The sequence below is a fragment of the Thermodesulfobium sp. genome (assembly GCF_053498235.1).
Window position 1 is genome coordinate 1 of the sequence record NZ_JBRCUV010000056.1, and the last position, 21,826, is coordinate 21,826.

Annotated in this window: 23 protein-coding genes and 1 pseudogene; 11 read left to right on the top strand and 13 right to left on the bottom strand. The window is 33.7% G+C overall.

Annotated elements, in window-relative coordinates; all coding sequences use genetic code 11:
• The 4 genes and pseudogenes from ACWIUX_RS07770 to aroQ all read left to right on the top strand — a co-directional run.
• Nucleotides 1-1,233 (top strand): bifunctional folylpolyglutamate synthase/dihydrofolate synthase (locus tag ACWIUX_RS07770; RefSeq protein ID WP_448590161.1); only part of this gene is annotated, 1,233 nt, incomplete at its 5' end.
• Between the two features lie 25 nt (nt 1,234-1,258).
• Nucleotides 1,259-1,615 (top strand): TSUP family transporter, encoded by a 357-nt coding sequence (locus tag ACWIUX_RS07775; protein WP_448590162.1) that lies wholly within the window; start codon nt 1,259-1,261, stop codon nt 1,613-1,615.
• Nucleotides 1,616-2,353 (top strand): annotated as a pseudogene (locus ACWIUX_RS07780) (sulfite exporter TauE/SafE family protein). It begins immediately after the preceding gene.
• 115 nt (nt 2,354-2,468) lie between these two features.
• A complete protein-coding gene (aroQ, locus tag ACWIUX_RS07785) occupies nt 2,469-2,930 on the top strand; it encodes a type II 3-dehydroquinate dehydratase (protein WP_448590163.1) in 462 nt (153 codons plus the stop codon).
• Here aroQ and mtrB read toward each other — a convergent pair.
• The 6 genes from mtrB to rpsB all read right to left on the bottom strand — a co-directional run bounded on the left by mtrB (nt 2,927) and on the right by rpsB (nt 6,609).
• Nucleotides 2,927-3,181: a trp RNA-binding attenuation protein MtrB gene (mtrB, locus tag ACWIUX_RS07790; protein ID WP_448590211.1), complete on the bottom strand. Its 255-nt coding sequence runs from the start codon at nt 3,179-3,181 to the stop codon at nt 2,927-2,929. The two genes, aroQ and mtrB, sit on opposite strands and share 4 nt — an antisense overlap.
• Before the next feature lie 40 nt (nt 3,182-3,221).
• On the bottom strand, nt 3,222-3,872 hold the full coding sequence (gene hisIE / locus ACWIUX_RS07795; protein WP_448590164.1) for a bifunctional phosphoribosyl-AMP cyclohydrolase/phosphoribosyl-ATP diphosphatase HisIE: 651 nt from the start codon (nt 3,870-3,872) through the stop codon (nt 3,222-3,224).
• Nucleotides 3,869-4,390, bottom strand: a complete 522-nt coding sequence (gene frr, locus ACWIUX_RS07800; protein ID WP_448590212.1) for a ribosome recycling factor — start codon at nt 4,388-4,390, stop codon at nt 3,869-3,871. The genes hisIE and frr overlap by 4 nt, the downstream gene beginning before the upstream one ends.
• Nucleotides 4,391-4,497: 107 nt before the next feature.
• Nucleotides 4,498-5,202 carry a UMP kinase gene (gene pyrH / locus ACWIUX_RS07805; protein ID WP_448590165.1) on the bottom strand — a complete coding sequence of 235 codons (705 nt, stop codon included), beginning with the start codon at nt 5,200-5,202 and terminating at the stop codon, nt 4,498-4,500.
• A gap of 21 nt (nt 5,203-5,223) precedes the next feature.
• A complete protein-coding gene (tsf, locus tag ACWIUX_RS07810) occupies nt 5,224-5,823 on the bottom strand; it encodes a translation elongation factor Ts (RefSeq protein WP_448590166.1) in 600 nt (199 codons plus the stop codon).
• A gap of 42 nt (nt 5,824-5,865) precedes the next feature.
• Nucleotides 5,866-6,609, bottom strand: coding sequence for a 30S ribosomal protein S2 (rpsB, locus tag ACWIUX_RS07815; RefSeq protein ID WP_448590167.1), 744 nt, complete (start codon nt 6,607-6,609; stop codon nt 5,866-5,868).
• A gap of 488 nt (nt 6,610-7,097) precedes the next feature.
• Here rpsB and ACWIUX_RS07820 point away from each other — a divergent pair, with 488 nt between their 5' ends.
• On the top strand, nt 7,098-7,580 hold the full coding sequence (locus ACWIUX_RS07820; RefSeq protein ID WP_448590168.1) for a SixA phosphatase family protein: 483 nt from the start codon (nt 7,098-7,100) through the stop codon (nt 7,578-7,580).
• On the opposite strand, the gene ACWIUX_RS07825 is transcribed toward ACWIUX_RS07820, so the two are convergent.
• Complete coding sequence (locus ACWIUX_RS07825; protein ID WP_448590169.1) at nt 7,577-7,762, bottom strand: rubredoxin; 186 nt, start codon at nt 7,760-7,762, stop codon at nt 7,577-7,579. The genes ACWIUX_RS07820 and ACWIUX_RS07825 overlap by 4 nt on opposite strands.
• A 64-nt stretch (nt 7,763-7,826) precedes the next feature.
• Here ACWIUX_RS07825 and ACWIUX_RS07830 point away from each other — a divergent pair, with 64 nt between their 5' ends.
• The 6 genes from ACWIUX_RS07830 to ACWIUX_RS07855 all read left to right on the top strand — a co-directional run bounded on the left by ACWIUX_RS07830 (nt 7,827) and on the right by ACWIUX_RS07855 (nt 14,865).
• Nucleotides 7,827-8,576: a hypothetical protein gene (locus tag ACWIUX_RS07830; protein ID WP_448590170.1), complete on the top strand. Its 750-nt coding sequence runs from the start codon at nt 7,827-7,829 to the stop codon at nt 8,574-8,576.
• Between the two features lie 110 nt (nt 8,577-8,686).
• Nucleotides 8,687-11,047 (top strand): endopeptidase La, encoded by a 2,361-nt coding sequence (gene lon / locus ACWIUX_RS07835; RefSeq protein ID WP_448590171.1) that lies wholly within the window; start codon nt 8,687-8,689, stop codon nt 11,045-11,047.
• A gap of 31 nt (nt 11,048-11,078) precedes the next feature.
• A complete protein-coding gene (locus ACWIUX_RS07840) occupies nt 11,079-12,170 on the top strand; it encodes a potassium channel family protein (RefSeq protein WP_448590172.1) in 1,092 nt (363 codons plus the stop codon).
• Between the two features lie 2 nt (nt 12,171-12,172).
• Nucleotides 12,173-13,198 (top strand): AI-2E family transporter, encoded by a 1,026-nt coding sequence (locus ACWIUX_RS07845; protein WP_448590213.1) that lies wholly within the window; start codon nt 12,173-12,175, stop codon nt 13,196-13,198.
• Nucleotides 13,199-13,243: 45 nt separating this feature from the next.
• Nucleotides 13,244-14,134 carry an ABC transporter ATP-binding protein gene (locus ACWIUX_RS07850; protein WP_448590173.1) on the top strand — a complete coding sequence of 297 codons (891 nt, stop codon included), beginning with the start codon at nt 13,244-13,246 and terminating at the stop codon, nt 14,132-14,134.
• Nucleotides 14,104-14,865 carry an ABC transporter permease gene (locus ACWIUX_RS07855; protein WP_448590174.1) on the top strand — a complete coding sequence of 254 codons (762 nt, stop codon included), beginning with the start codon at nt 14,104-14,106 and terminating at the stop codon, nt 14,863-14,865. Before ACWIUX_RS07850 ends, ACWIUX_RS07855 begins: the two co-directional genes overlap by 31 nt.
• On the opposite strand, the gene ACWIUX_RS07860 is transcribed toward ACWIUX_RS07855, so the two are convergent.
• From ACWIUX_RS07860 to ACWIUX_RS07885, 6 genes are read right to left on the bottom strand one after another with little or no spacing between them, the layout of a single operon-like run.
• Nucleotides 14,852-15,832 carry an acetyl-CoA carboxylase carboxyltransferase subunit alpha gene (locus ACWIUX_RS07860; protein WP_448590175.1) on the bottom strand — a complete coding sequence of 327 codons (981 nt, stop codon included), beginning with the start codon at nt 15,830-15,832 and terminating at the stop codon, nt 14,852-14,854. The genes ACWIUX_RS07855 and ACWIUX_RS07860 overlap by 14 nt on opposite strands.
• Nucleotides 15,822-16,637, bottom strand: a complete 816-nt coding sequence (gene accD / locus ACWIUX_RS07865) for an acetyl-CoA carboxylase, carboxyltransferase subunit beta (RefSeq protein ID WP_448590176.1) — start codon at nt 16,635-16,637, stop codon at nt 15,822-15,824. The genes ACWIUX_RS07860 and accD overlap by 11 nt, the downstream gene beginning before the upstream one ends.
• A gap of 4 nt (nt 16,638-16,641) precedes the next feature.
• Entirely contained in the window at nt 16,642-17,145 is a 504-nt protein-coding gene (locus tag ACWIUX_RS07870; RefSeq protein ID WP_448590177.1) for a metal-dependent hydrolase, read from the bottom strand.
• Nucleotides 17,142-19,931: an excinuclease ABC subunit UvrA gene (gene uvrA, locus ACWIUX_RS07875; RefSeq protein ID WP_448590178.1), complete on the bottom strand. Its 2,790-nt coding sequence runs from the start codon at nt 19,929-19,931 to the stop codon at nt 17,142-17,144. Before uvrA ends, ACWIUX_RS07870 begins: the two co-directional genes overlap by 4 nt.
• 31 nt (nt 19,932-19,962) lie before the next feature.
• Nucleotides 19,963-20,565, bottom strand: coding sequence for a nicotinate (nicotinamide) nucleotide adenylyltransferase (nadD, locus tag ACWIUX_RS07880; protein ID WP_448590179.1), 603 nt, complete (start codon nt 20,563-20,565; stop codon nt 19,963-19,965).
• Entirely contained in the window at nt 20,546-21,811 is a 1,266-nt protein-coding gene (locus ACWIUX_RS07885; protein WP_448590180.1) for a glutamate-5-semialdehyde dehydrogenase, read from the bottom strand. Before ACWIUX_RS07885 ends, nadD begins: the two co-directional genes overlap by 20 nt.
• Nucleotides 21,812-21,826 lie beyond the last annotated feature (15 nt).

Here is a 21,826-nt window from a genome sequence, read left to right on the forward strand (position 1 = left end):
AAATCAATTACTGTAGATCACTGGAATTTTGGTCTTGAAAGAGTCAAGAGTGCGCTTGAAATTTTAGATTTAGATAGCTTGCCTTATAAAATTATTCTTGTCGGAGGAACAAATGGTAAAGGTTCTACTGTAAAGTTCATACAAAATATATTAGTACAACATGGGATAAAGACTGGACTTTTTACTTCACCCCATTTGATTGAGTATAACGAAAGGTTCAATATCAACTTAAATGACCTTCCGTACTCCACCCTAATTGAAGGACTTAATGAAATAAAAAACAAAGTAAAAAATCTAAATTTAACCGAGTTCGAACTCCTTACAATACTTGCACTTTATCTTTTTAAAAAACTCTCAGTTGAAGTATGTATATTAGAAGTTGGTTTGGGAGGAAGACTTGATGCAACAAATGCTATAGAACCTGACATAAGCGTCTTAACTAGGATAGATATAGATCATACTGACTACCTTGGGAGTACAATTGAAGAAATAGTAAAGGAAAAAACAAAAATTTCTAGAAAAAATAAAAGGGTTATCGTTGCTAAACAAAATATAGAAACTCTCAACCTCATACTTGAAGATCTCGATCAGATAGGTTCAAATCCAATTTTATCAGATGAAGAAGTAGAAGTAAAAGTCAATTCAAACAAGATAAAGTTTATATTTAATGAATTTGAAACAGATTATATAACCCTTTCGACTGTAACTGAATATCAAATAGAAAACATGAAAACGGCCTTGGTCACTTCGTATGTTTTTTTAAGAGATATTCTTAAAGAAAGGTTTGAACACCAAAAATTTCAATATGCTATTGAAAAAACTTTTTGGCCAGGACGATTTCATATAATAAGCAAACATCCATTATTGCTCTTAGATGGGTCTCACAATCCGTCTGGTTTCAGAGCATTAAGCAAATCGTTGAAAAATATCTTAGTTTATGATAAAGCAATTTTCATAATTGGAATTCTTAAAGATAAAGATGCAAAGAGCATGGTAGATCAGATAATTCCATTATCAAAAAAAATTATATTCACGCAGGTGCCATCAAATAGAACAATGTTACTAGAAGATTACAAAAGATTATTTAGTAAATACGATTTTACTTATATGTCTACCGAAGAAGCAATAACGTATATTATAAAAAATTGTACTTTCGAAAATATAGTAGTCTGTGGTTCCCTCTATCTAATAGGAGAAGTCTTAAAAAATCTAAGAGAAAAAATCAATTACTGAATATCAAATAAAAAGAGGTGCAAAAGTGAAAGAGAGATTAAAATTTATTTTGATTGGTATATTAGGAGGTTTAGCTTCTGGACTATTAGGTATTGGAGGAGGCTTAGTATTTGTGCCATTGTTAGTTAACTATGCTAGATATTCACAAAAAGAAGCTCACGCTACATCTCTTGGAGCCATTATCCCAGCTGGCATTGCAGGCGCCACAATCTACAATTTCAATGGACTAAATAGCTTTACAGACAGTGTTTATTTAGCCTTAGGCGGTATTCTCGGAGCACAAATTGGCTCAAGAGCAATGTATAAATTCTCAAATAAAATATTAAGAAAAGCCTTTGGCGTATTTCTTTTTATAATGAGCATAAGGATGGTATTATCTTAAATGAATATTATAACCTTTCTTGTTATAGGACTTTTTACTGGTATTGTCAGCGGTATGATGGGAGTTGGCGGTGGACTTATTATGATACCAGCAATGGTATTATTTATGTCTATACCGCAAAGCACAGCACAGGGAATATCTTTGGCTGCAATAGTACCAATAAGTTTGATGGGAGCTTGGGTGCACTTTAAAAAGGGGGGATTAAAAAAAGACGCAATTTGGGTAGGATTGGGAGCAATAATAGGTGCATCTATTACAAGCAGTATAATTCCATATGTGCCAATAAGTACTTTAAAAATAATATTTTCTCTTGTGTTGCTTTATTTTGCTTTGAGAATGATATTAAAGTAATTTTAGGGAGGCAATATAATTTTGGATAAACGTAAACTTTTATTAATATTTATAGGTCTCTGTGGTGGTATGGCATCAGGACTACTTGGTATTGGAGGGGGGTTAATATTTGTTCCTCTTTTAATTTCCATCACAAAATTTGACCAAAAGGTTGCCCATGCCACTTCTGTTGGAGCCATAGTACCTGCTGTGATTGTTGGAGCTGCAATCTATGGTTTAAACAAGTTTGGCAACTTAGGCGATAGCATATATTTGGGTATTGGTGGCATCATAGGAGCTCAGATTGGTGCAAGGTTAATGTACAAAATTCCAAACAAACAGCTTAAAAAGGGCTTTGGAGTTATACTTGCAATAGTAGCTATCAGAATGATAATATCATGGATATAATTATTATTTTAAATACATCATCTAACAATTTATTTAAAAGAATTGTAGCGTGATATAGTAAGTTATCCTTTTGCTTTTGATTATGAAGAATATTAGTATTTTTAGGAGGGCAAAAATGATAAAATTACTCGTTATAAATGGTCCAAATATGAACATGCTTGGCACCAGAGAGCCAGCTATATATGGCAATCTTACACTACACCGTTTGGAAGAATTAATATTAAACTTTGCAAAAGAATTAGATATAAAAGTAGACTTCTTTCAATCAAATCATGAGGGTGATATCATCGATAAAATTCACAGAACCTATGATGCGTATAATGCTTTTATAATAAATCCTGGCGCATTCACTCACTATTCTTATGCAATAAGAGATGCTATAGCCTCAATTAATACTCCTGTTTTAGAAGTACACCTTTCAAACATTCACGCAAGAGAAGACTTTAGAAAAACTTCAGTTATAGCACCCGTTTGCCTTGGCCAGATAAGTGGTCTAGGCGAATTCTCTTATATTGCCGCAATAGTTGCTATAAAAAAATATCTAGAAAAACCAGATAAAAAAGCCACAAACCCTTAATCTTTATCAACTATGCCTGAATAAACTATACCATATTTTGTTAGGATTTTCGCCTTACCTCTTACTTTCATTGCTGAAGTATTGTCAGTAAATTGAGCAATTACTATCTCACCGGCATCAATTCTCTCAGAGTGATGAAATTTCGTCTCCTTCCCACGTGTCATACCTGATATCATTACTCCATCGGCCAAGGCTTTTATTACTACATAGTCAGCCAGTGTAGAAATAGCCCTTGTGTCCAAAGGGAACATAATGTTTTCTGCCTTTTCTTCCAAATTATTATTCTCTGATCTATCCATTTTTTTCTTCCTTCCTTCTCTTATTTAGTTCTTCATAAATATTATCAAAACTTAATCCAAAAGTATAAAGCGAGAGTGCCATATGAAAATACAAGTCCGTTATTTCATAGATAAATTCATCTTTATTCTCTTTCATTCCAGCAATAATAGTTTCAACAGCCTCCTCACCTATTTTTTGCAATACTCTGCTCTTTCCCTTTTTAAGTAGTTTACTCACATAAGAGTTTGGAGTAGGATTTTTCGATCTACTTTCGAAAGTTGAAAAAAGATATGGCAATATAGCATCCCTCAACTTCTCTTCGACCAGTTCGTTGTTGACTATCTTTCTATAAAAGCAGCTTCTATTGCCTGTATGGCAAGCTATTCCCCCTACTTGTTCTACCAAGAGAAGAAGTGTATCCTGATCGCAATCGACTCTTATTTCCTTTACCTTTTGAATATGTCCACTTGTCTCGCCTTTGTGCCATAGACATTGCCTAGATCTGCTATAAAACCATGTTTCATTGGTTTCGATTGTTTTTTTTAAAGACTCCTCGTTCATATACGCCATCATTAAAACTTCTAACGTATAACAATCTTGAACGATAGCAGGAACCAGTCCAGAACTGTCAAATTTTATACTCGATATAATATTACCTATCAATCGTTCATTATCTCCTTTTCTTTATTGGAAAGAAGCTTGTCAATCTCTTGAATAAAGGAATCTGTTATTTTCTGAAACTCGTTTTTAAGCCTCTTTAAATCATCTTCTGAAATTTCCTTATTTTTTGCCCTTTTTTCTAAAATTTCAATTTCATCACGCCTTATATTTCTAACAGCAACTCTCGCCTCTTCCGCCATCTTTTTTACAACCTTTACTAGTTCTTTTCTCCTCTCTTGAGTAAGAGCAGGAATCACAATTCTTAAAACCATTCCATCCACTTGGGGAGTAAGTCCCAGATCTGACAATCTAATTGACTTATCTACAGCTTGTAGAGCATTTTTATCATAAACGTTTATAATTAAGGTTCTCGCATCCTGTTGAGAAACGTTAGCAAGTTGTTTAATAGGAACTAAAGTACCATAATAATCAACCTTTACATGATCTAAGAGAGCTGGTGAAGCTCTTCCTGTTCTTACAGAAGATAATTCTTTAGAAAGATTTTCAACAGCTTTAGACATTCTTTGTTTCAAATGCTCTATCTCTTTTGAAATCAACTAATACACCTCCTTCTCTTTTGAATTAATACTAAATTCAAATATTACTTAATTGCTAATAACAAAATTAACTAATAAACCAATGTGCCTACTTTCTCACCCTTTAGAGCTTTTTCTATATTACCTGGTTCAAGCAAACTAAATACAACAATCGGTATTTTGTTATCCATACACATAGATATAGCAGTAGTGTCCATTACAGAAAGCCCTTCCTTTAGAACATCCATATATTTTAGTTTATCAAATTTCACAGCCCCGGGATTTAGTTTTGGATCAGCATTATAAACTCCATCAACAGAAGTAGCCTTAAAAATAATATCAGCTCCAATTTCAGCAGCCCTTAAGGCAGCAGCAGTATCGGTAGTAAAATAAGGACTTCCAGTTCCAGCAGCAAAGATCACAACCCTACCTTTTTCTAGATGTCTTATAGCTCTACGTCTAATATAAGGTTCCGCTACCTCTCTAATTTCGATAGCAGTTTGTACTCTTGTCTGAACTCCCCTTCTCTCAAGAGCATCTTGTAATGCAAGAGCATTAATTACAGTAGCAAGCATCCCCATATGATCTGCAGTAGCCCTATCCATGCCAAGAGCTACGCCCGAAATACCCCTAAAAATATTCCCCCCTCCCACAACAATAGCTATCTGAATATCTTCATTAGAAACGTTACAAATTTGTTCTGCTAAATCGGCTAACACCTCCGGGTCTAAGCCATAACCCTTTTTTCCCATAAGGGCTTCGCCGCTTAATTTTAACAAAACCCTTCTAGAACTCATAAATCCCCCTCCTAATAAATTTTATACGCTCTCCCCTAGAGAAAATCGACTAAACCTTCTCACAACAATATTCTCCCCAACTTTTGCAATTGTCTGATTTATAAGATCAGAAACCTTTAAAGAGGGATCCTTTACAAAAGGCTGCTCCAAAAGACAGGCCTCTTCATAAAATTTCTTGAGCCTTCCTTCAACAATTTTATCAAGCATGTTTTCAGGTTTGCCCTCTTGTTTTGCTTGATTTCTAAGAATTTCCCTTTCAGAATTAAGGACTTCTTCAGGAACATGTTCTTTAGAAATGTAAATAGGATTTGAGGCAGCAATCTGAAGAGCAATATCATGTGCCAAATTCAAAAACTCATCAGTTCTTGCAACAAAATCAGTTTCACAATTAAGTTCCAATAATACGCCAATTCTTTTATTTTGGTGGATATAGGCCTCAATTATTCCTTCCTTAGCCTCTTTACCAGCTCTTTTAGCAGCCTTAGCAAGACCTTTTTCACGCAAGTACTTTATAGCCTTTTCCATATCACAGGAACACTCTTGCAATGCCCTTTTACAATCCATTATTCCTGCACCAGTTCTTTCTCTTAACTCTTTTACAATTTCACTTTTTATCTCCACTTTGTATCTACTCCTTAATTAGGTTTTATATTTTAAATGAATCTAAACAGCTTCTTCTGAACTCTCTTGAAAATCTTTACTTTCTGCTACTTCAACAGCATCTTGTCCTTGTTTTGCTTCTATAATCGCATCAGCAATTTTCCCAGCAATAAGCTTTATAGCTCTAATTGCATCGTCATTAGCTGGAATTATATAATCAACCAAATCTGGATCACAGTTGGTATCAACGATACCTATAACCGGAATACCAAGTTTTCTTGCTTCTAAAACTGCAATCTGGTCCTTCTTTATATCAGCCACAAACAAAGCGCCAGGCAATCTATTCATGTTCTTCATTCCGCCCAAATTGCTCTGAAGTTTAGCTAATTCCTTTTTTAATTTCATAGATTCTTTTATTGGATACAAATCTATTCTTCCGCTCGACTGAAGTTCCTCTAACTCTTTTAATCTTTGAATTCTACTCATAATAGTTACAAAGTTTGTAAGAGTACCACCAAGCCATCTCATATTTACATAAGGAGATCCGCACCTGATAGCCTCTTCTTTAATAGCATCCTGAGCCTGCCTCTTTGTTCCAACAAAAAGGATCTCTTCGCCCTCAGAAGCAGTTTTTCTAGCAAAATCGTAGGCCGCTTCAAAGCAATGAAGAGTTTTTTGAAGATCTATAATGTAGATTCCATTCCTAGCAGTAAAAATATAGGGCTTCATCTTCGGGTTCCACCTACGTGTTTGGTGACCAAAATGCACTCCTGCTTCCAAAAGCTGTTTCATTGAAATTATTGACACATAAACCTCCTTAACATACCTCCGCCAAAACAAAAAAAATTGGCGTGCGAATTTACCGATTACTCGGCTGTAAAAGTTTAGCATAAAAGGTATCATTCAGTAAAGATGTATGTTACCCTGAGTGCCTTTATGGTACCCTGAGCATCTTGCTCGGGGTGTCTTTTGCTTTTGACGTTCTTAAGCACTACCAAAGTACCCTGAGCATCTTGCTCGGGGAAAGTATTTTTGTTCTATTCAACTGTCAAAGATGATAACATATATTTTTTAAGCATAAAGTCAAGAGAAAAATATAGCAATTCATCTTTACCTTACAGAAGGTGTAAACTTCTGCTAGCCTGAGCATCCACCCATAGTAACACGAGCATCTTGCTCGTGAACAGCTTTACAGCTACCTAGCAGTATACTTGACTTACTTACAGAAGGTGTAAACTTCTGCTAGTAGGTGTTAAAATTAATTAACTTCTTCTCTTAAAACTTTGGAGGCTACAGTGGAAATAATATTTGTGAGGCATAGTAATGCAGAAACGATAGGGGTTAGTCAAAAAGATTTTGATAGGAAATTAACTGATAAGGGTATTAAAAAAGCAAAAAAAACTGCAAAGGGTTTAAAAAAAATTTTTAGCGGTGATGCTGTTGAAATCTGGACTAGTCCAGCTCAAAGAGCATGGCAAACTTCCAAGATAATTGCGGATTCTTTAAAATGCGAAAATATAAAAGAAATGGATTCATTATGGGAAGGAGATCTTATAAAATTTCTACATGATCTAAAAAACATAGACGAAAATATTAAATTAATATGCGTTGGACATCAACCAACCCTTACCGATTGGGTTAAAAGTCTCACAGGATCAGTTGTTCCGTTTAAGAAGTGTTCATGTTTAAGCATTACAACTGATCCAGAAAATCCCCAATCAGGTACGGTAAACTGGTTTTTCGATGTAAAATTTATAGAAAAGATTTTGGATATTTAAGTTCTACCCTGATAATCATCATCTTTTTTGCCTTCTATAAAGGTTTCTTTTGCCGCATCACACCATGGGCATTTCCAATCTTCTGGCAGGTCTTCGAATGAAATACCAGGAGCAATGCCGTTTTCGATATCGCCAAGATTTGGATCATATTCATAGCCACACATACAGTGATAAATTTTCAAAGTTACCTCCAAAATATAAGCATAATTATTATTATTATATTTTAACAGAAAGGAGATGAAAATTTTGAAAAAGCTAATCTGTAAAAAATGTAATACCGTTAACTTTGCCGATGCAAAGTTTTGTAGGAATTGTGGGAATTTATTAAGAAATAACTTTAACGAAATAAAAACCAATTTTAGTAAGTTTACAAATGATGATTTTACACTTTCCACTCCTGTTGGAGGTCCAACATGGAAGTTTCAGCTAATAATTTCAGACTTGGCAAATAAATACTGTAAAGAATACTTAAATTACTTTAGATATATTAATAAACATAAATTTTTGAAAACCTTATTATTCGCAATTATTTTAGTCAAAAACACCTACAAAGACTTCGTTTTTGACAAGAATAACAACAAATTAGCACTATTATATATTTTTATGTATACCTTAAATTTCCTGATTGGATACATACTTTCTTTAGGTTTCAAGGCTAATTTTTTACTAATAGCGTTTTTTTTAAGCCTTACAGAGCTCTTTATAATTATTTCTAAAGTTTTTGTATTATTTTTTTTAACGCATTTATTTACAAAAATATCTTTGCCAAATGATCTGTTTCTAAGACTAATTTCTATTACCTGCGCACCATTATTTCTAACTTTCATACCATACAGTTGGGAAATTTTAAAAATTTACTTGTTTTTTACTCAAGCAATCGGTATTAGAGACATTACAAATTGTTCAACCTTTAAATCCTTTTTAATAAGTTTATGTTTATCACTCGTAGATATTATTATTTGGGGAACATTAAGTCCCCAGATTCATTCTATTTAAGCCAGTCAATAGATTATATGTTTATCAAATTATTTTTATTAAAAAATTGTTATATAATTTAGTAAAATATATAAAGATTTATAATAAACTTTTGGAAGTGAGGAAAAAGAGTGGATAAGGCTACAAAAGATATAAAAGAGAACCAAAATGAGACAATTAGTTTACCTTATAAGGAATTGCCGCTTATACCCTTAAAGGATACTGTTATTTTCCCTCATATGGTAGTACCTCTATTCATTGGAAGAGACAAATCTCTCAAAGCACTAGAGGAAGCAATGTTAAAATACGAAAAACATATCATCGTCGTTTCACAAAAAAAGCCTGATGAAGAAGCTGAAGTTGAAGGTCTTTACCAAGTTGGTGTAATAGCAAATATACTTCAAATATTAAAATTGCCTGACGGTCACGCAAGAATAGTTGTACAGGGTACAGACAGAGCAAAAATTTTATCATTCAAACAAACTGAACCATTTTTCCTAGTAGAATTTGAGAAGTTGGAAGAAGAAGAATCAAAAGATCCAGAAATTGAAGCAATGCTAAGGATTCTGGTAAGCAAATTTGAAGAGGCTACAAAACTTGGTAAAAATATCCCAAGCGAGGCTGTAATTGCTATATATAACATAAGTGAACCCTCAAGATTATCCGAATACATAGCTACACATTTGATAAATAGCACAGAAGAAAAACAACTTATTCTTGAAACTACTGACCTAAAAGAAAAGCTTAGAAAATTGCTCAAATACGTCCAGAAAGAAATTTCAATTTTAGAAGTAGAATCCAGAATAAAAAATCAAATAAATCAAGAAATGGAGAAACACCAAAAGGAATTTTATTTAAGAGAGCAAATTAAAGCTATTCAAAAGGAGCTAGGAGAGGCTGAAGAAAAACAAGCAGAACTTGATGATCTTAAAAACAAAATTAAAGAAGCAAAAATGCCTCCAGAAGTAGAAAAAAAGGTTTATAAAGAAATCTCAAGACTCGAAAAGATGCCTAGTACTTCTGCAGAAGTGCCTGTAATCAGAACCTATCTCGATTGGGTCGTAAATCTTCCATGGTCAAAAAAATCAAAAGATAACTTAGATATTAAAAAGGCAGAAAAAATTTTAGAAAGAGAACACTATGGACTCAAAAAAGTAAAGGAAAGAATTATTGAGTTTTTAGCAGTAAGAAAGCTTACAAAGAGCTTAAAAGGACCCATCCTTTGTTTTGTTGGTCCTCCTGGAGTCGGCAAAACATCTCTTGGTAAGTCTATTGCTGCAGCTTTAAACAGAAAATTTATTAGAATTGCTCTTGGTGGAATGAGAGATGAAGCTGAAATACGAGGTCACAGAAAGACTTACGTAGGCGCCCTACCTGGTAGGATTATTCAAAGTATATCCCAAGTACAGACAAATAACCCTGTGTTTATGATGGACGAAATAGACAAGGTTGGTACTGATTTTAGGGGCGATCCGACTAGTGCCCTACTTGAAGTGTTAGATCCAGAACAAAATCACTCCTTTACCGATCATTATTTAGAAGTTCCATTCGATCTCTCAAATGTAATGTTTATAACTACCGCAAACTTAATCGATCCCATACCAGAACCGCTTAGAGATAGAATGGAAATCATAGAGATTCCAGGATACACAGAAGATGAAAAAATAGAAATTGCTATAAGACATCTTCTACCAAAACAACTGAAATTTCACGGCCTAACCAAAGAAAGGGTTAAGATTAGCAAAGATGTAATTACAAAGATTATTCGTGAATACACACATGAAGCAGGCGTAAGAAATTTAGAAAGAAATATAGCATCTCTATGCAGAAAAGCAGCAAAATTAATTGCTACAAACAAGGCAAAAAGTGTAACCTTTACTGTTAAAAATCTAGAAAAATATTTAGGAGTAGCAAAATACAGCTACGGCATGGCTGATGAAGTTGATAGAATAGGTGTTGTAACAGGTCTTGCATGGACGCCACATGGCGGTGATATCTTGTTTATAGAAACCTTAATCTATCCGGGTAAAGGACAATTAACTCTGACTGGCCAGCTGGGAGATGTCATGAAAGAATCAGCACAAGCCGCACTTAGTTATATTAAATCTAATGCCAAACTGTTAAATATTCCTGAAGAAATTCTTAGCAAAAATGATATACATATCCATGTACCTGAAGGGGCCATTCCAAAGGACGGTCCGTCTGCAGGAGTAGCAATTGCGACATCTATGGTATCTGCTCTTTCTGGAAGAAAAGCTAATAAAAACGTAGCTATGACAGGAGAAATAACTCTAAGAGGTCAGGTTCTCCCAATTGGAGGTGTTAGAGAAAAGCTTCTTGCGGCTCATAGAGCGGGTATTAAAACTGTTTTGATACCAGAAAAGAACAGAAAGGATATCATAGACATACCGAAAAATGTAGTAAAAAGCCTTGAAATAACATATATCAAAGAGGTACAAGAGGCTTTCAATGCGACTCTCTTAGACAGTTAAATCAATTTGCTGTGATTAGAGCTAAACAATAATGATTAAATTATTTTTAGGACGTATAAAACGCGAAATCTCTCTTATACTTTTTATTTTACTCTTTGGAACACTCGGCTACATGTTTTTGGAACACTATGATCCTATAGAAGCGCTTTTCATGACAGTAATAACCATAACTACTGTTGGTTACGAGGAAGTTAAACCTCTTGACAATGTCGGTATGTTATTTAGCATAATGTTAATACTATCAAGCTTTGGCGTATTTGCGTTTGCAATTTCAAGAATAATAGATTATGTATTTGGAACATACCCTGAAGAAAGGGAAAGAATAAAGATGGAGAATAAGTTAAAGAGTTTAAAAAATCATATTATAGTATGTGGATTTGGCAGAATGGGCGCTATAATTGCAAATGAACTAAGAAAGAATAAAAAAGATGTAGTAGTGATAGAAAACAATCCTCAAATTTGTGAACTTGCAAAAAAGAATGGATTTCTTACTATTGAGGGGGATGCTACAAATGACGAAATACTTCTAAAAGCCGGCGTAAAATCAGCTAAGTGCATAATAGCAGTCACTTCCAGTGATTCAGACAATGGATTTGTTTGTTTATCTGCCAAAAAGTTGAATTCAAACTTAAAAGTTATTTGTAGAGCAAGTACCAGTGAGTGGGTATCAAAAATCAAATTAGCTGGAGCTGATGAAGTAGTTCTTGTTTATAGTAACAGCGCAAAAAGAATTGTTAATTTCATTTTAAGACCAGGAATAGTTGAATTCTTAGACATATTAAGAGATGAAAAGACTGACCTCTTTATGGAAGAGATAGTGGTTACAGCAAATTCATTCCTTGATGGCAAACGTTTTTCATCCTGGGAAGAATTAAGAAAATTTTTAAACGTATGTGCAGTAATACCGCTCTCTAAATCCTTTGAAGGCTCCTTTTGTACTTTATGGGATAGCGTAAACAACGTTTCAGGTATTCCTTCCAGTAAAGATGAATACATAACATGTCCACACGATAAAGAATTTGTCTTAAATGAATCTGATAAACTTATAGTAATAGGTACAAAATCTGGAATTGAACGGATAAACAAACTAATGATAGAAAAAAGTGAGCTTAAAAGTCCTTAATGATGGGTAAATCTTTACTAAATTTTTTACCAATCTATATATTAATAGCCCTCACTGTATTCTTATTTGTATTTAAAGATTTTATAATCCAGGTGCTACTCGCTCTTATATTTGCTATAGTTCTATCTCCGCCCGTAGACCTGCTTGAAAAAAAGAGGATTCCAAGATTTTTTGGGTCGGTGATGGTTTTTTCTTTAGTAATACTATCTATTGTTATAATATATCTACTTATTGCCCCCATTTTAAACTTTGAAGTACAAAAATTAATGATCTCTTTTCCAGAGTATCTGAAAAATTTTGATGAGTTTTTTCAAAACTTTTTAAACAATTTGCAAATAAACCCAGGACACTACATTTGGTTAAATTTAATTACTCAAAAACTTCACGAACATTTGCAAGAATGGCTTGGTAATTTTCTAAATCTTTTGGGAACATCAACTTTTGATTTAATAAATAAAGCTCTTTCATGGCTTATATTCCCTATTTTAACCCTATTTTTTATGAAAGATCTGCCAGTTCTTACAAATGGTATTTTAAAAATGTGCCCTAAAAACAAAAAGGTTCTAATAATGGAAGTTGGATCCTGCCTCACTCACGGGATCAGGGCTTACGTAAAAGGTCAGCTGATATTATCTATCACAATTGGCATATTAACAGGACTTGGTTTGTTTTTTTTAGGTATTGAGTATTTTTTCCTCCTTGGAGTTTTAGCAGCTATATTAGAATTTATTCCATATCTTGGACCAATAATCGCTGCGATTCCTGCACTTATAATTTCAATAGCAATTTCGCCCATAAAAGCGTTCGCAGTTCTCATATTTTATATAATACTTCATCAGTTGGAGGGAGTAATAATTGCACCAAACATAATGAGCAAAAGTATAGATGTGCCTCCTTCTCTTGTAATAATTATCCTAACAATCGCAGCATCACTTGGTTCTATACCAGGAATGCTGTTGGCCGTTCCACTTACTGCTATTTCCAAATTACTTTATGAATATTGGCAAAAAAATCATCACAAGCCATGATAATGTATATAATAGATTACTAACCTACTTCTTTAGGAAAGAATTTTGAAAGCCATACGAGTAGTAGAACTAACAAAATCATACGGAACTAAAAGAGACGTTATTGCCGTTGACAATCTATCGTTTGAGGTCGAGGAAGGACAAATCTTTTGTCTTCTTGGGCCAAATGGTGCTGGCAAAACTACAACTATTCGAATATTAAATACACTTTTAAAAAAAGATAGTGGAAAAATATATTTCTTTGATATAGATCTAGACAAGAAGCCGCAAGAAATAAAAAATATCATTGGCGTTGTTCAACAGCACACAAACGTCGATTCAGAACTTTCAGTGTGGGAAAATCTTTTAATCCACGCAATGCTGCACAAAATGAAAAAATCTATATTTGAAGAAAGGGCTACACAGCTTTTGGAAACGATGGATATGCTGGATAAGAAAAATAGATTTGCAAATAAACTTTCTGGAGGAGAAAGGAGAAAACTCACTATCGTCAGGGCGCTCTTACACAACCCAAAAGTATTGTTTTTAGATGAGCCAACTGTTGGACTAGATACCCTTACTAGAAGAGCCATTTGGAATGATATAAAACAGCTAAGATCCTCCGGAAAAACAATTATTTTAACTACTCATTATATCGAAGAAGCCCAAATGCTCTCAGATCAAGTTTTGATAATTAATAAAGGTAAAAAATTAATAGAAGATGCACCAAATATATTGATAAATAAATTAGGAAAAATTACAGTTGAATATCAAGAAAATAATAAAACGGCTTATAAATTTTTTAACACAACTCGAGAAGCAAAAGTCTTTAGCGCAAATTTAAATGATTTAAATTCTATTTTTATTAGAGAAACAAACTTAGAGGATGTGTTCCTTACAATAACAGGAAATGGAGGTGAACAATATTGCAACTCGTTGGAGAAGTGTTTCCCATAGTTTTAAGGGATTTAATAGTATTAAAAAGAAGACTCATAGTACTTATTGGTTCCAATCTTATGGGACCAATTTTATATCTTACAGCATTTGGTTGGGGACTGGGCTCACAAATCCATACACCTGAAGGATCTTATCTAAACTTCGTTCTACCTGGAATTCTCTCGCTCACGGCAATGACATCAGCATTCAATGGTTCTGGCCCATCAATAACCATTTCAAGAATATATACAAAAACCTTTGAAGAGCTTCTAATAGCTCCAATAAAAACATCTAGCATTGCGATTGCCAAAATAATAACAGGTTTAATCAGAGGTATATTAGCTTGCGCATCACTTATTTTAGTTTCCTTCTTTTACGGTGCGAATCCCTTTTTGTGGAACGGTATGTTTATAATTCACCTTTCGTTTTGCCTGCTTATATTTTCGTCTTTGGGAGTTATAGCAGGACTTATTGCCACCTCTCATGAAACAATGAATCGTCTCAACTCTTTTTTTATTACTCCTATGGCTTTTTTAGGGGGTACCTTTTTCAACACTAACCTTCTGCCTTATCCTATAAGTTGTATCATAAATTTTCTCCCTATTACACCGTGTTCAAACGGCATAAGAGCTGCAGCTCTCCAAAAACCCCTAGTTATTCAATATTTTTTTGAAGAATCTCTTTGGCTAATATTTTTGATATTCTTAATAATTTGGATTTTAAAGAATAAAGAATTAACTACTCCGTACTAGGCGATATATACCTACCCATATTTGCATACTTATTCCACTTAGCCCTCCTTCTTTCCTCATCGCTCAAGCTTAAAAGATTAGAAATATTTCTTTTTATGCATTCTTTAGTTTTTTCTATAGTTAAATCCTTATCCCTATGAGCTCCACCTAATGGTTCCTCAATTATTTCATCAATTATGCCTAACGAAAGCAAATCATATGACGTCATCTTAAGAGCACTAGCAGCTTTATCTGCAAATTTTGCATCTTTAAAGAGTATTGAAGCACAACCCTCAGGAGAAATTACAGAATATACGGAGTTTTCAAACATTACAATCCTATCAGCCACAGAAATCGCAAGTGCCCCGCCAGATCCTCCTTCTCCGATAACAATTGCCAGGGAAGGAACCGATAGCAAACTCATTAGACATATAGACTCGGCAATTGCATTTGACTGGCCTCTTTCTTCAGCCTCAATACCAGGATATGCACCCGGAGTATCTATAAAGGTAATTAATGGCAAATTAAATTTTTGTGCATGGCGCATCAACCTCATAGCTTTTCTATAACCCTCTGGATGTGGCATTCCAAAATTCCTATAAACATTGCTCTTAGTATCATTGCCTTTTTGATGCCCTATAAAAACTACGCTTATCCCTGAAAACTTTGCAATTCCGCCTATTATCGAAGGATCATCACGGTATAGTCTATCCCCCTTCATCTCAAACCAATCATCAAAAACTCCTGAAATTAGATCTAAAGTAGTTGGTCTTTTTGGATGTCTGGCTATTTGAAGCCTTTGATACGGTGTAAGATCCTTCATGGTAACTTTATACAAACTCTCTACTCTTTTTTGTAGAGATTCTATCTCCCCTGTCATATCAACGCCAGTTTCTGCCGATACCCTTTTTAATTCTTCAATTTTATTATAGAGATCTATTATTGGTTTTTCAAAATCAGTATATTGTTCTTTCTTATCAATAGCCATGCCAGCTCACCAACTTTTCTAGCGTTTCTTTAAGAGCTTTCCTTTCAATCACAGCATCTATCATCCCATGTTCTAATAGATATTCTGATCTTTGAAACCCTTGAGGTAATTTTTGTCTAATTGTTTGTTCTATAACTCTAGGGCCTGCAAATCCTATCAAAGCGCCAGGCTCAGCAATAATTATGTCTCCAAGAGTTGCAAAGCTTGCAGAAACACCACCTGTTGTTGGATGAAGTAGCACAGAAATATACAATCCACCATCATCCTTGAATTTGCCAATTACCATTGCAGTTTTAGCCATCTGCATAAGAGAAAACATACCTTCCTGCATTCTTGCTCCACCTGATGAACTAAATAATATAAGAGGCAATCTATTTTCTTTAGCATAATTAGTAATTCTAAATATCTTCTCTCCAACTACAGATCCCATACTACCACCGATAAAATCAAAATCTAAAATACCTGCAGCAATACTTTTACCATTTATAATTCCCACTCCTACTACTATCGCCTCCTCTCTCTTAGTTTTATATTGAGCTTCTTTGAGTCTTTCAGAATAAGGCATTGTATCAACAAAATTTAGGCTGTCCACTGGAAGAATTCCTGAAAACATTTCTTCAAAACTATCAAAAGTTATGTCTATTCTTTCCTGAACAGTCAACCTAAAATGAAAATTACAATGGTGACAAACTTTAAGGTTGTCATTTAGTTCACGAGTGTATATAGCATTATTACAATTAGGACATTTTGTCCACAGACCACCTGGTATTTCCTTTTTTTTAACATTAAAAAACTTTTCTAACAAAATTTCACCTCAATCCCTCAAAAACAATTAATAAAAATATCAAAAGGATCAAAAATTCAACAGGAGTTTTGCTTTTAAACCAACCTGTAAATGGAAGTGAAAAGCTTCTATTACAAAAGGGGGAGAGAAGCTTTACACCTTTATTTCCTACCATATCAAATAATATGTGAAGAGCATAACTTAAAGTAAAAAAAATAATAAAACTTACAAAAAAATTAAAGTCTATATTCATAAGAAATCTTAACAGAAAAGCTAGTAAAAAGTCTAGCACTATTATTGCAAACAAAGAGTGCCAAAAACCTCTATGCGAGAAAAAAACGCCAAGAATAGGATTTCTAACTAAACTTGAAATTTTTGAAGTAGAAGAATCAATATCTGGCAACAACGATCCCAAAGAACTACCACAAAAAACGCCAATTGCATTGAAGTTTTTCATCCATTCAGGGTGATTAACGTATATAGCAGCTACTGTACCAACTCCGCTTACTAAATGGGTAAATCCTGTCAAGACTTTTCAAACCATTCTTTAAGATATTTGCCCGTAAAGGAATTTCCCACATTCATTATTTCTTCAGGAGTACCATAAGCAACTATTTCTCCACCTTTATCTCCACCTTCAGGGCCTAAATCAATTACCATATCACTTGCATAAACCACATCAAGATTGTGCTCAACCACAATTACTGAATCACCTCTATCTACTAATCTGTGCAAAACATTTATAAGTTTTTTAATATCATCAAAGTGAAGTCCGGTAGTTGGTTCATCAAGCAAATATAATGTATGACCTCTAAATTTCTTTGTAAGTTCATATGCTAACTTTAATCTCTGAGATTCCCCTCCTGATAAAGTAGTTGCGCTTTGTCCTAATCTTATATATCCAAGACCAATATCACTCAAAACAGACAATTTCCTCGCTATAGACGGTTGAGCAAAGAAAAACTCTTTAGCTTCTTCTACAGTCATATTCAAAACATCAGATATATTTTTACCCTTAAATTCTACCTTCAAAGTATCTTTTTGATATCTTGTACCATTACAGACATCACAGGGAACATATACATCGGGCAAAAAAAGCATCTGTATTTTTTTAAATCCTTCACCTTTACATGCTTCACATCTGCCACCCTTTACGTTAAAGCTAAAATGACCTGCTTTAAAACCCAACCTCTTTGATTCGGGTAATTGAGCAAATAAATTCCTTATATCATCTAATACCCCAGTATATGTAGCGGGATTAGATCTTGGAGTTCTACCAATAGGGGATTGATCCATTAAGAGAACTCTATCAATTTTTTCCACTCCTTCTATTGATTTATAGTATCCAGGCAATTCTTTAAAACCCTTTTCTTTTCTTATTCCTTTATACAAGATTTCATATAGAAGTGTGCTTTTACCTGAACCAGAAACACCAGTTATGGTACAAAATACCTTTAATGGTAAATTTATGTCTATATTTTTTAAATTAAATTGAGCTGCACCAAATATCTTTAAGAAACTATCTGTCTTTCTTCTTTGAATATTTTCTATAATTTTTAACTTTCCAGAAAGATATTTACCAGTTAGCGTATCCGATTCGTACAAGCCTTTTATATCCCCTGCGTATACCACCTCTCCACCTTTTTCTCCAGCAGCAGGACCCATATCTACCACAAAATCTGCTGCTTCAATAGTTTCTCTATCATGTTCTACAACCACTACAGTATTACCTACAAGAGCTAGATTTTTCAAGCTATCTACTAACCTTGATATATCCCTTGGATGTAAGCCAACACTTGGCTCATCAAGTACATAAAGTACGCCTACCAAACCAGAACCAATTTGATTAGCAAGCTTTAACCTTTGTACTTCTCCACCTGATAGAGTCATTGTAGCCCTATCTAAAGTTAGATAATCCAAACCTAGATCAAGAAGGTATTGCAATCTCCTCTTTATTTCTTTGAAAATTGGTTTTGAAATTTTATCCTTTTCGCGTGCACGTGTCTCATATCTAAAGATATTTTTTTCATAGTCTTCAATAAACTCCAAAATCTTTTTTGGGGTAAGGGATAAGAGGTCAGCAATATTTGTATTTTTTATATATACGCTTAGAGCCTCCTTTTTCAATCTAGTGCCTTTACAAGAGCTACAAGTTTTTTTAATAAAAAAGTCTTTAAACTCATCCTGAAATTCATTAAAGGATTCTGTACGTTTTCTTTCGATGTATTTCGCTATACCCTCAAACGAAACTTCGTCTAATTCTTCATTATCACCATATAAAAGAAGATCCAGCTCTTTAGAACTCAACATTTTCACAGGTTTATTAATATCTATCCCTTTTAGTCTAGCAAAATTCAATAAATTATATAAATAATACTGATTATATCTACCCCTGAAAACTTTCACGGCGCCTTCTCTCAAACTAACGCTCATATCAAAAACCTTTTCAAGATCTAACTCCTCTATAAACCCCAAACCATTACAAACTGGACAGGCTCCATATGGGCTGTTAAAGGAAAAGAGCCTTGGACTTAATTCCACAAGGCTAAATCCACATTTTGGACAAGAAAGCCTCTCACTATATAGATCAGATTGTCCGTCCTTTTTTTGAATTCTGATTACACCATTACCTACTTCTAACGCTAACCTAATTGCTTCAGTTAATCTTTTTATTTTATCCTTAGTAAGAGTTATTTCGTCAATAACTAAAATCAGAGTATGTTTTTTATTCTTATCTAAAACAATGTCTTCTTCTGAGATATCATAAGTTTTCGAATCAATTATCATTTTAAAAAAACCTTGTTTTCTATATCTGTTAATTAAGTCTTTAAACTCACCTTTTCTTCCTTCAATCAAAACTGAAGTAATCATTATTAGTTCATCAGGATATTTTTTGTACAAATCATTAACTATTTCATCTAAAGACATAGCTTGAATTGGGATATTACATCTTGGACAATATGCAACTCCAATTCTAGCAAAAAGCAACCTAAAATAATCATATATTTCTGTTAAAGTGCCCACAGTTGAACGAGGATTGTGAGTTATACCTCTTTGGTCTATAGAAACTGCAGGGGAAAGTCCTTCGATAGATTCAACTTGTGGTTTTTTCAATTCACCTAAAAACTGTCTAGCGTAGACCGATAGCGACTCTACATATCTTCTCTGCCCTTCAGCATAAAGCGTATCGAAAGCTAAAGACGACTTACCAGAACCCGATACTCCAGTAAAAACTACCAATTTATTCCTTGGAATGTCTACGTTCACATTTTTTAAGTTATTTTCTTTTGCGCCTCTAATTTTTATATATTCCATAAAAACCTCAGTTAATTACTTTTAAACTTTTTTATTTGTATAATTTAAATCTTTTAATATATTCTATAGTAGAAGGATCGAGAAAGTCATATAAATCATCTTCATTCAACAAAATCTTTTTTCTAATAAGACTTGACGAAATATCGGGAATGTCAATTTCAAAGAAGTCTATATTATAAAGAATCTTATCAGGCAATTTTTCAAGTGAATTGTTCAACTCAACCTTTCTTTTAAAAACGGCAAATCTACAAATCTTTAATATATTTTCAATTTTATACCAATTTGGTAATGAGAGAGCAGTATCTAAACCCATAATAAAATATAATTGTGAATTAGGATATTCTTTCTTAATATCCATGAGAGTAAAGTATGTGTAAGAAGGACTTTCTCTGAGAAATTCTAAATCACTTAGAGTATATCTCTTCTCTTTTTTTAAGCATTCATAAAGCATACACCATCTATGATAATCACTCGCATAAATTTTATCTTTCAGTGGAGATCTCTTCGCAGGAATCCAAAAAAAAATATCCGGCTTCAGGGTATTAAGAGCATTATTCCCTAGTTGTAAGTGACCTATATGAACTGGATCAAATGTACCTCCTAAAATAGCTATTCTATGTTCTAATTTGACCATTCCCTAAAATAACATATTTCATCGTAGTTAGAGCTTCAAGTCCCATTGGTCCTCTTACATGTAGTTTTTGAGTGCTTATTCCTACTTCTGCTCCAAATCCAAACTCTCCACCATCTGTGAACCTTGTTGACGCGTTAGCGTAAACCGCACTAGCGTCAACATCCCTAAGAAATCTTCTAATACTTGAATAATTTTCTGAAATTATTGCCTCAGAATGTTTAGATCCATATTTATTAATGTGGTTAATAGCCTCTCTTAAATCCTTTACTATTTTAATGGCAACAATCAGATCGTGATACTCCTTGTACCAGTCTTCTTCAGTTGCAGGAACAGCATCCTTTATATACTTTAAGGTTTGCTGACATCCTCTAATCTGCACATCTCTCTTTTTAAATTCCATAACTAAGGGTATAAGTATATTTGATGCAATATTTTTATGTATGAGAACCTTTTCAATAGAGTTACAAACTGCTGGTCTTTGAGTTTTGGCATTAATTGCTATTTTTAATGCCATATCAATATTTGCTGATTCATCTATGTATAAATGGCAGTTGCCTATTCCAGTTTCAATTACAGGTACATACGAATTTTCCACAACATGTTTTATTAAACCCTCAGAACCTCTTGGGATAATAACGTCAATAAATCCCCTTTGCTTTAAAAGAATATCAACTGCAGCTCTATCAGTAGTCTCTATAAATTGAACAGCCCTTTCATCTATCTGAGCCTCTTTAAGAGACTCTTTGATAAGATCTACAAGCACCCTGTTTGTTTTTATAACCTCACTTCCGCCTTTGAGAATTACTGAATTTCCAGATTTGATAGCTAACGTTGTAATTTCAATAGTTACATTTGGCCTAGCTTCATATATCACTCCAATACATCCCAGGGGCACCCTTTTACAGTAGATTTCAAGCCCATTTGGCCTTTTGGTGCCAAATGTAATACTCCCAATAGGATCTGGTAAATAGGATACCTTTTTACAACCCTCTGACATCTGAACAATCCTTTTATGATCCAAAAGCATTCTATCAATCAAACTTGAAGATGTCCCTTTTTGTCTGGCAATTTCTATATCTGAAGCGTTAGCAGCAATAATATTTTTTTCGCTTTCGATTAGTTTTTTAGATAAAATATTTAAAAAATTATTCTTAGTGTTCGTATCTACCGATGCGACGTTATAAGTTGATTCCTTTGCTTCTCTACATAGCCCTTCAACATACTCTTTAATTTCATTAGTCTCCATAAGTATAACCTCCCC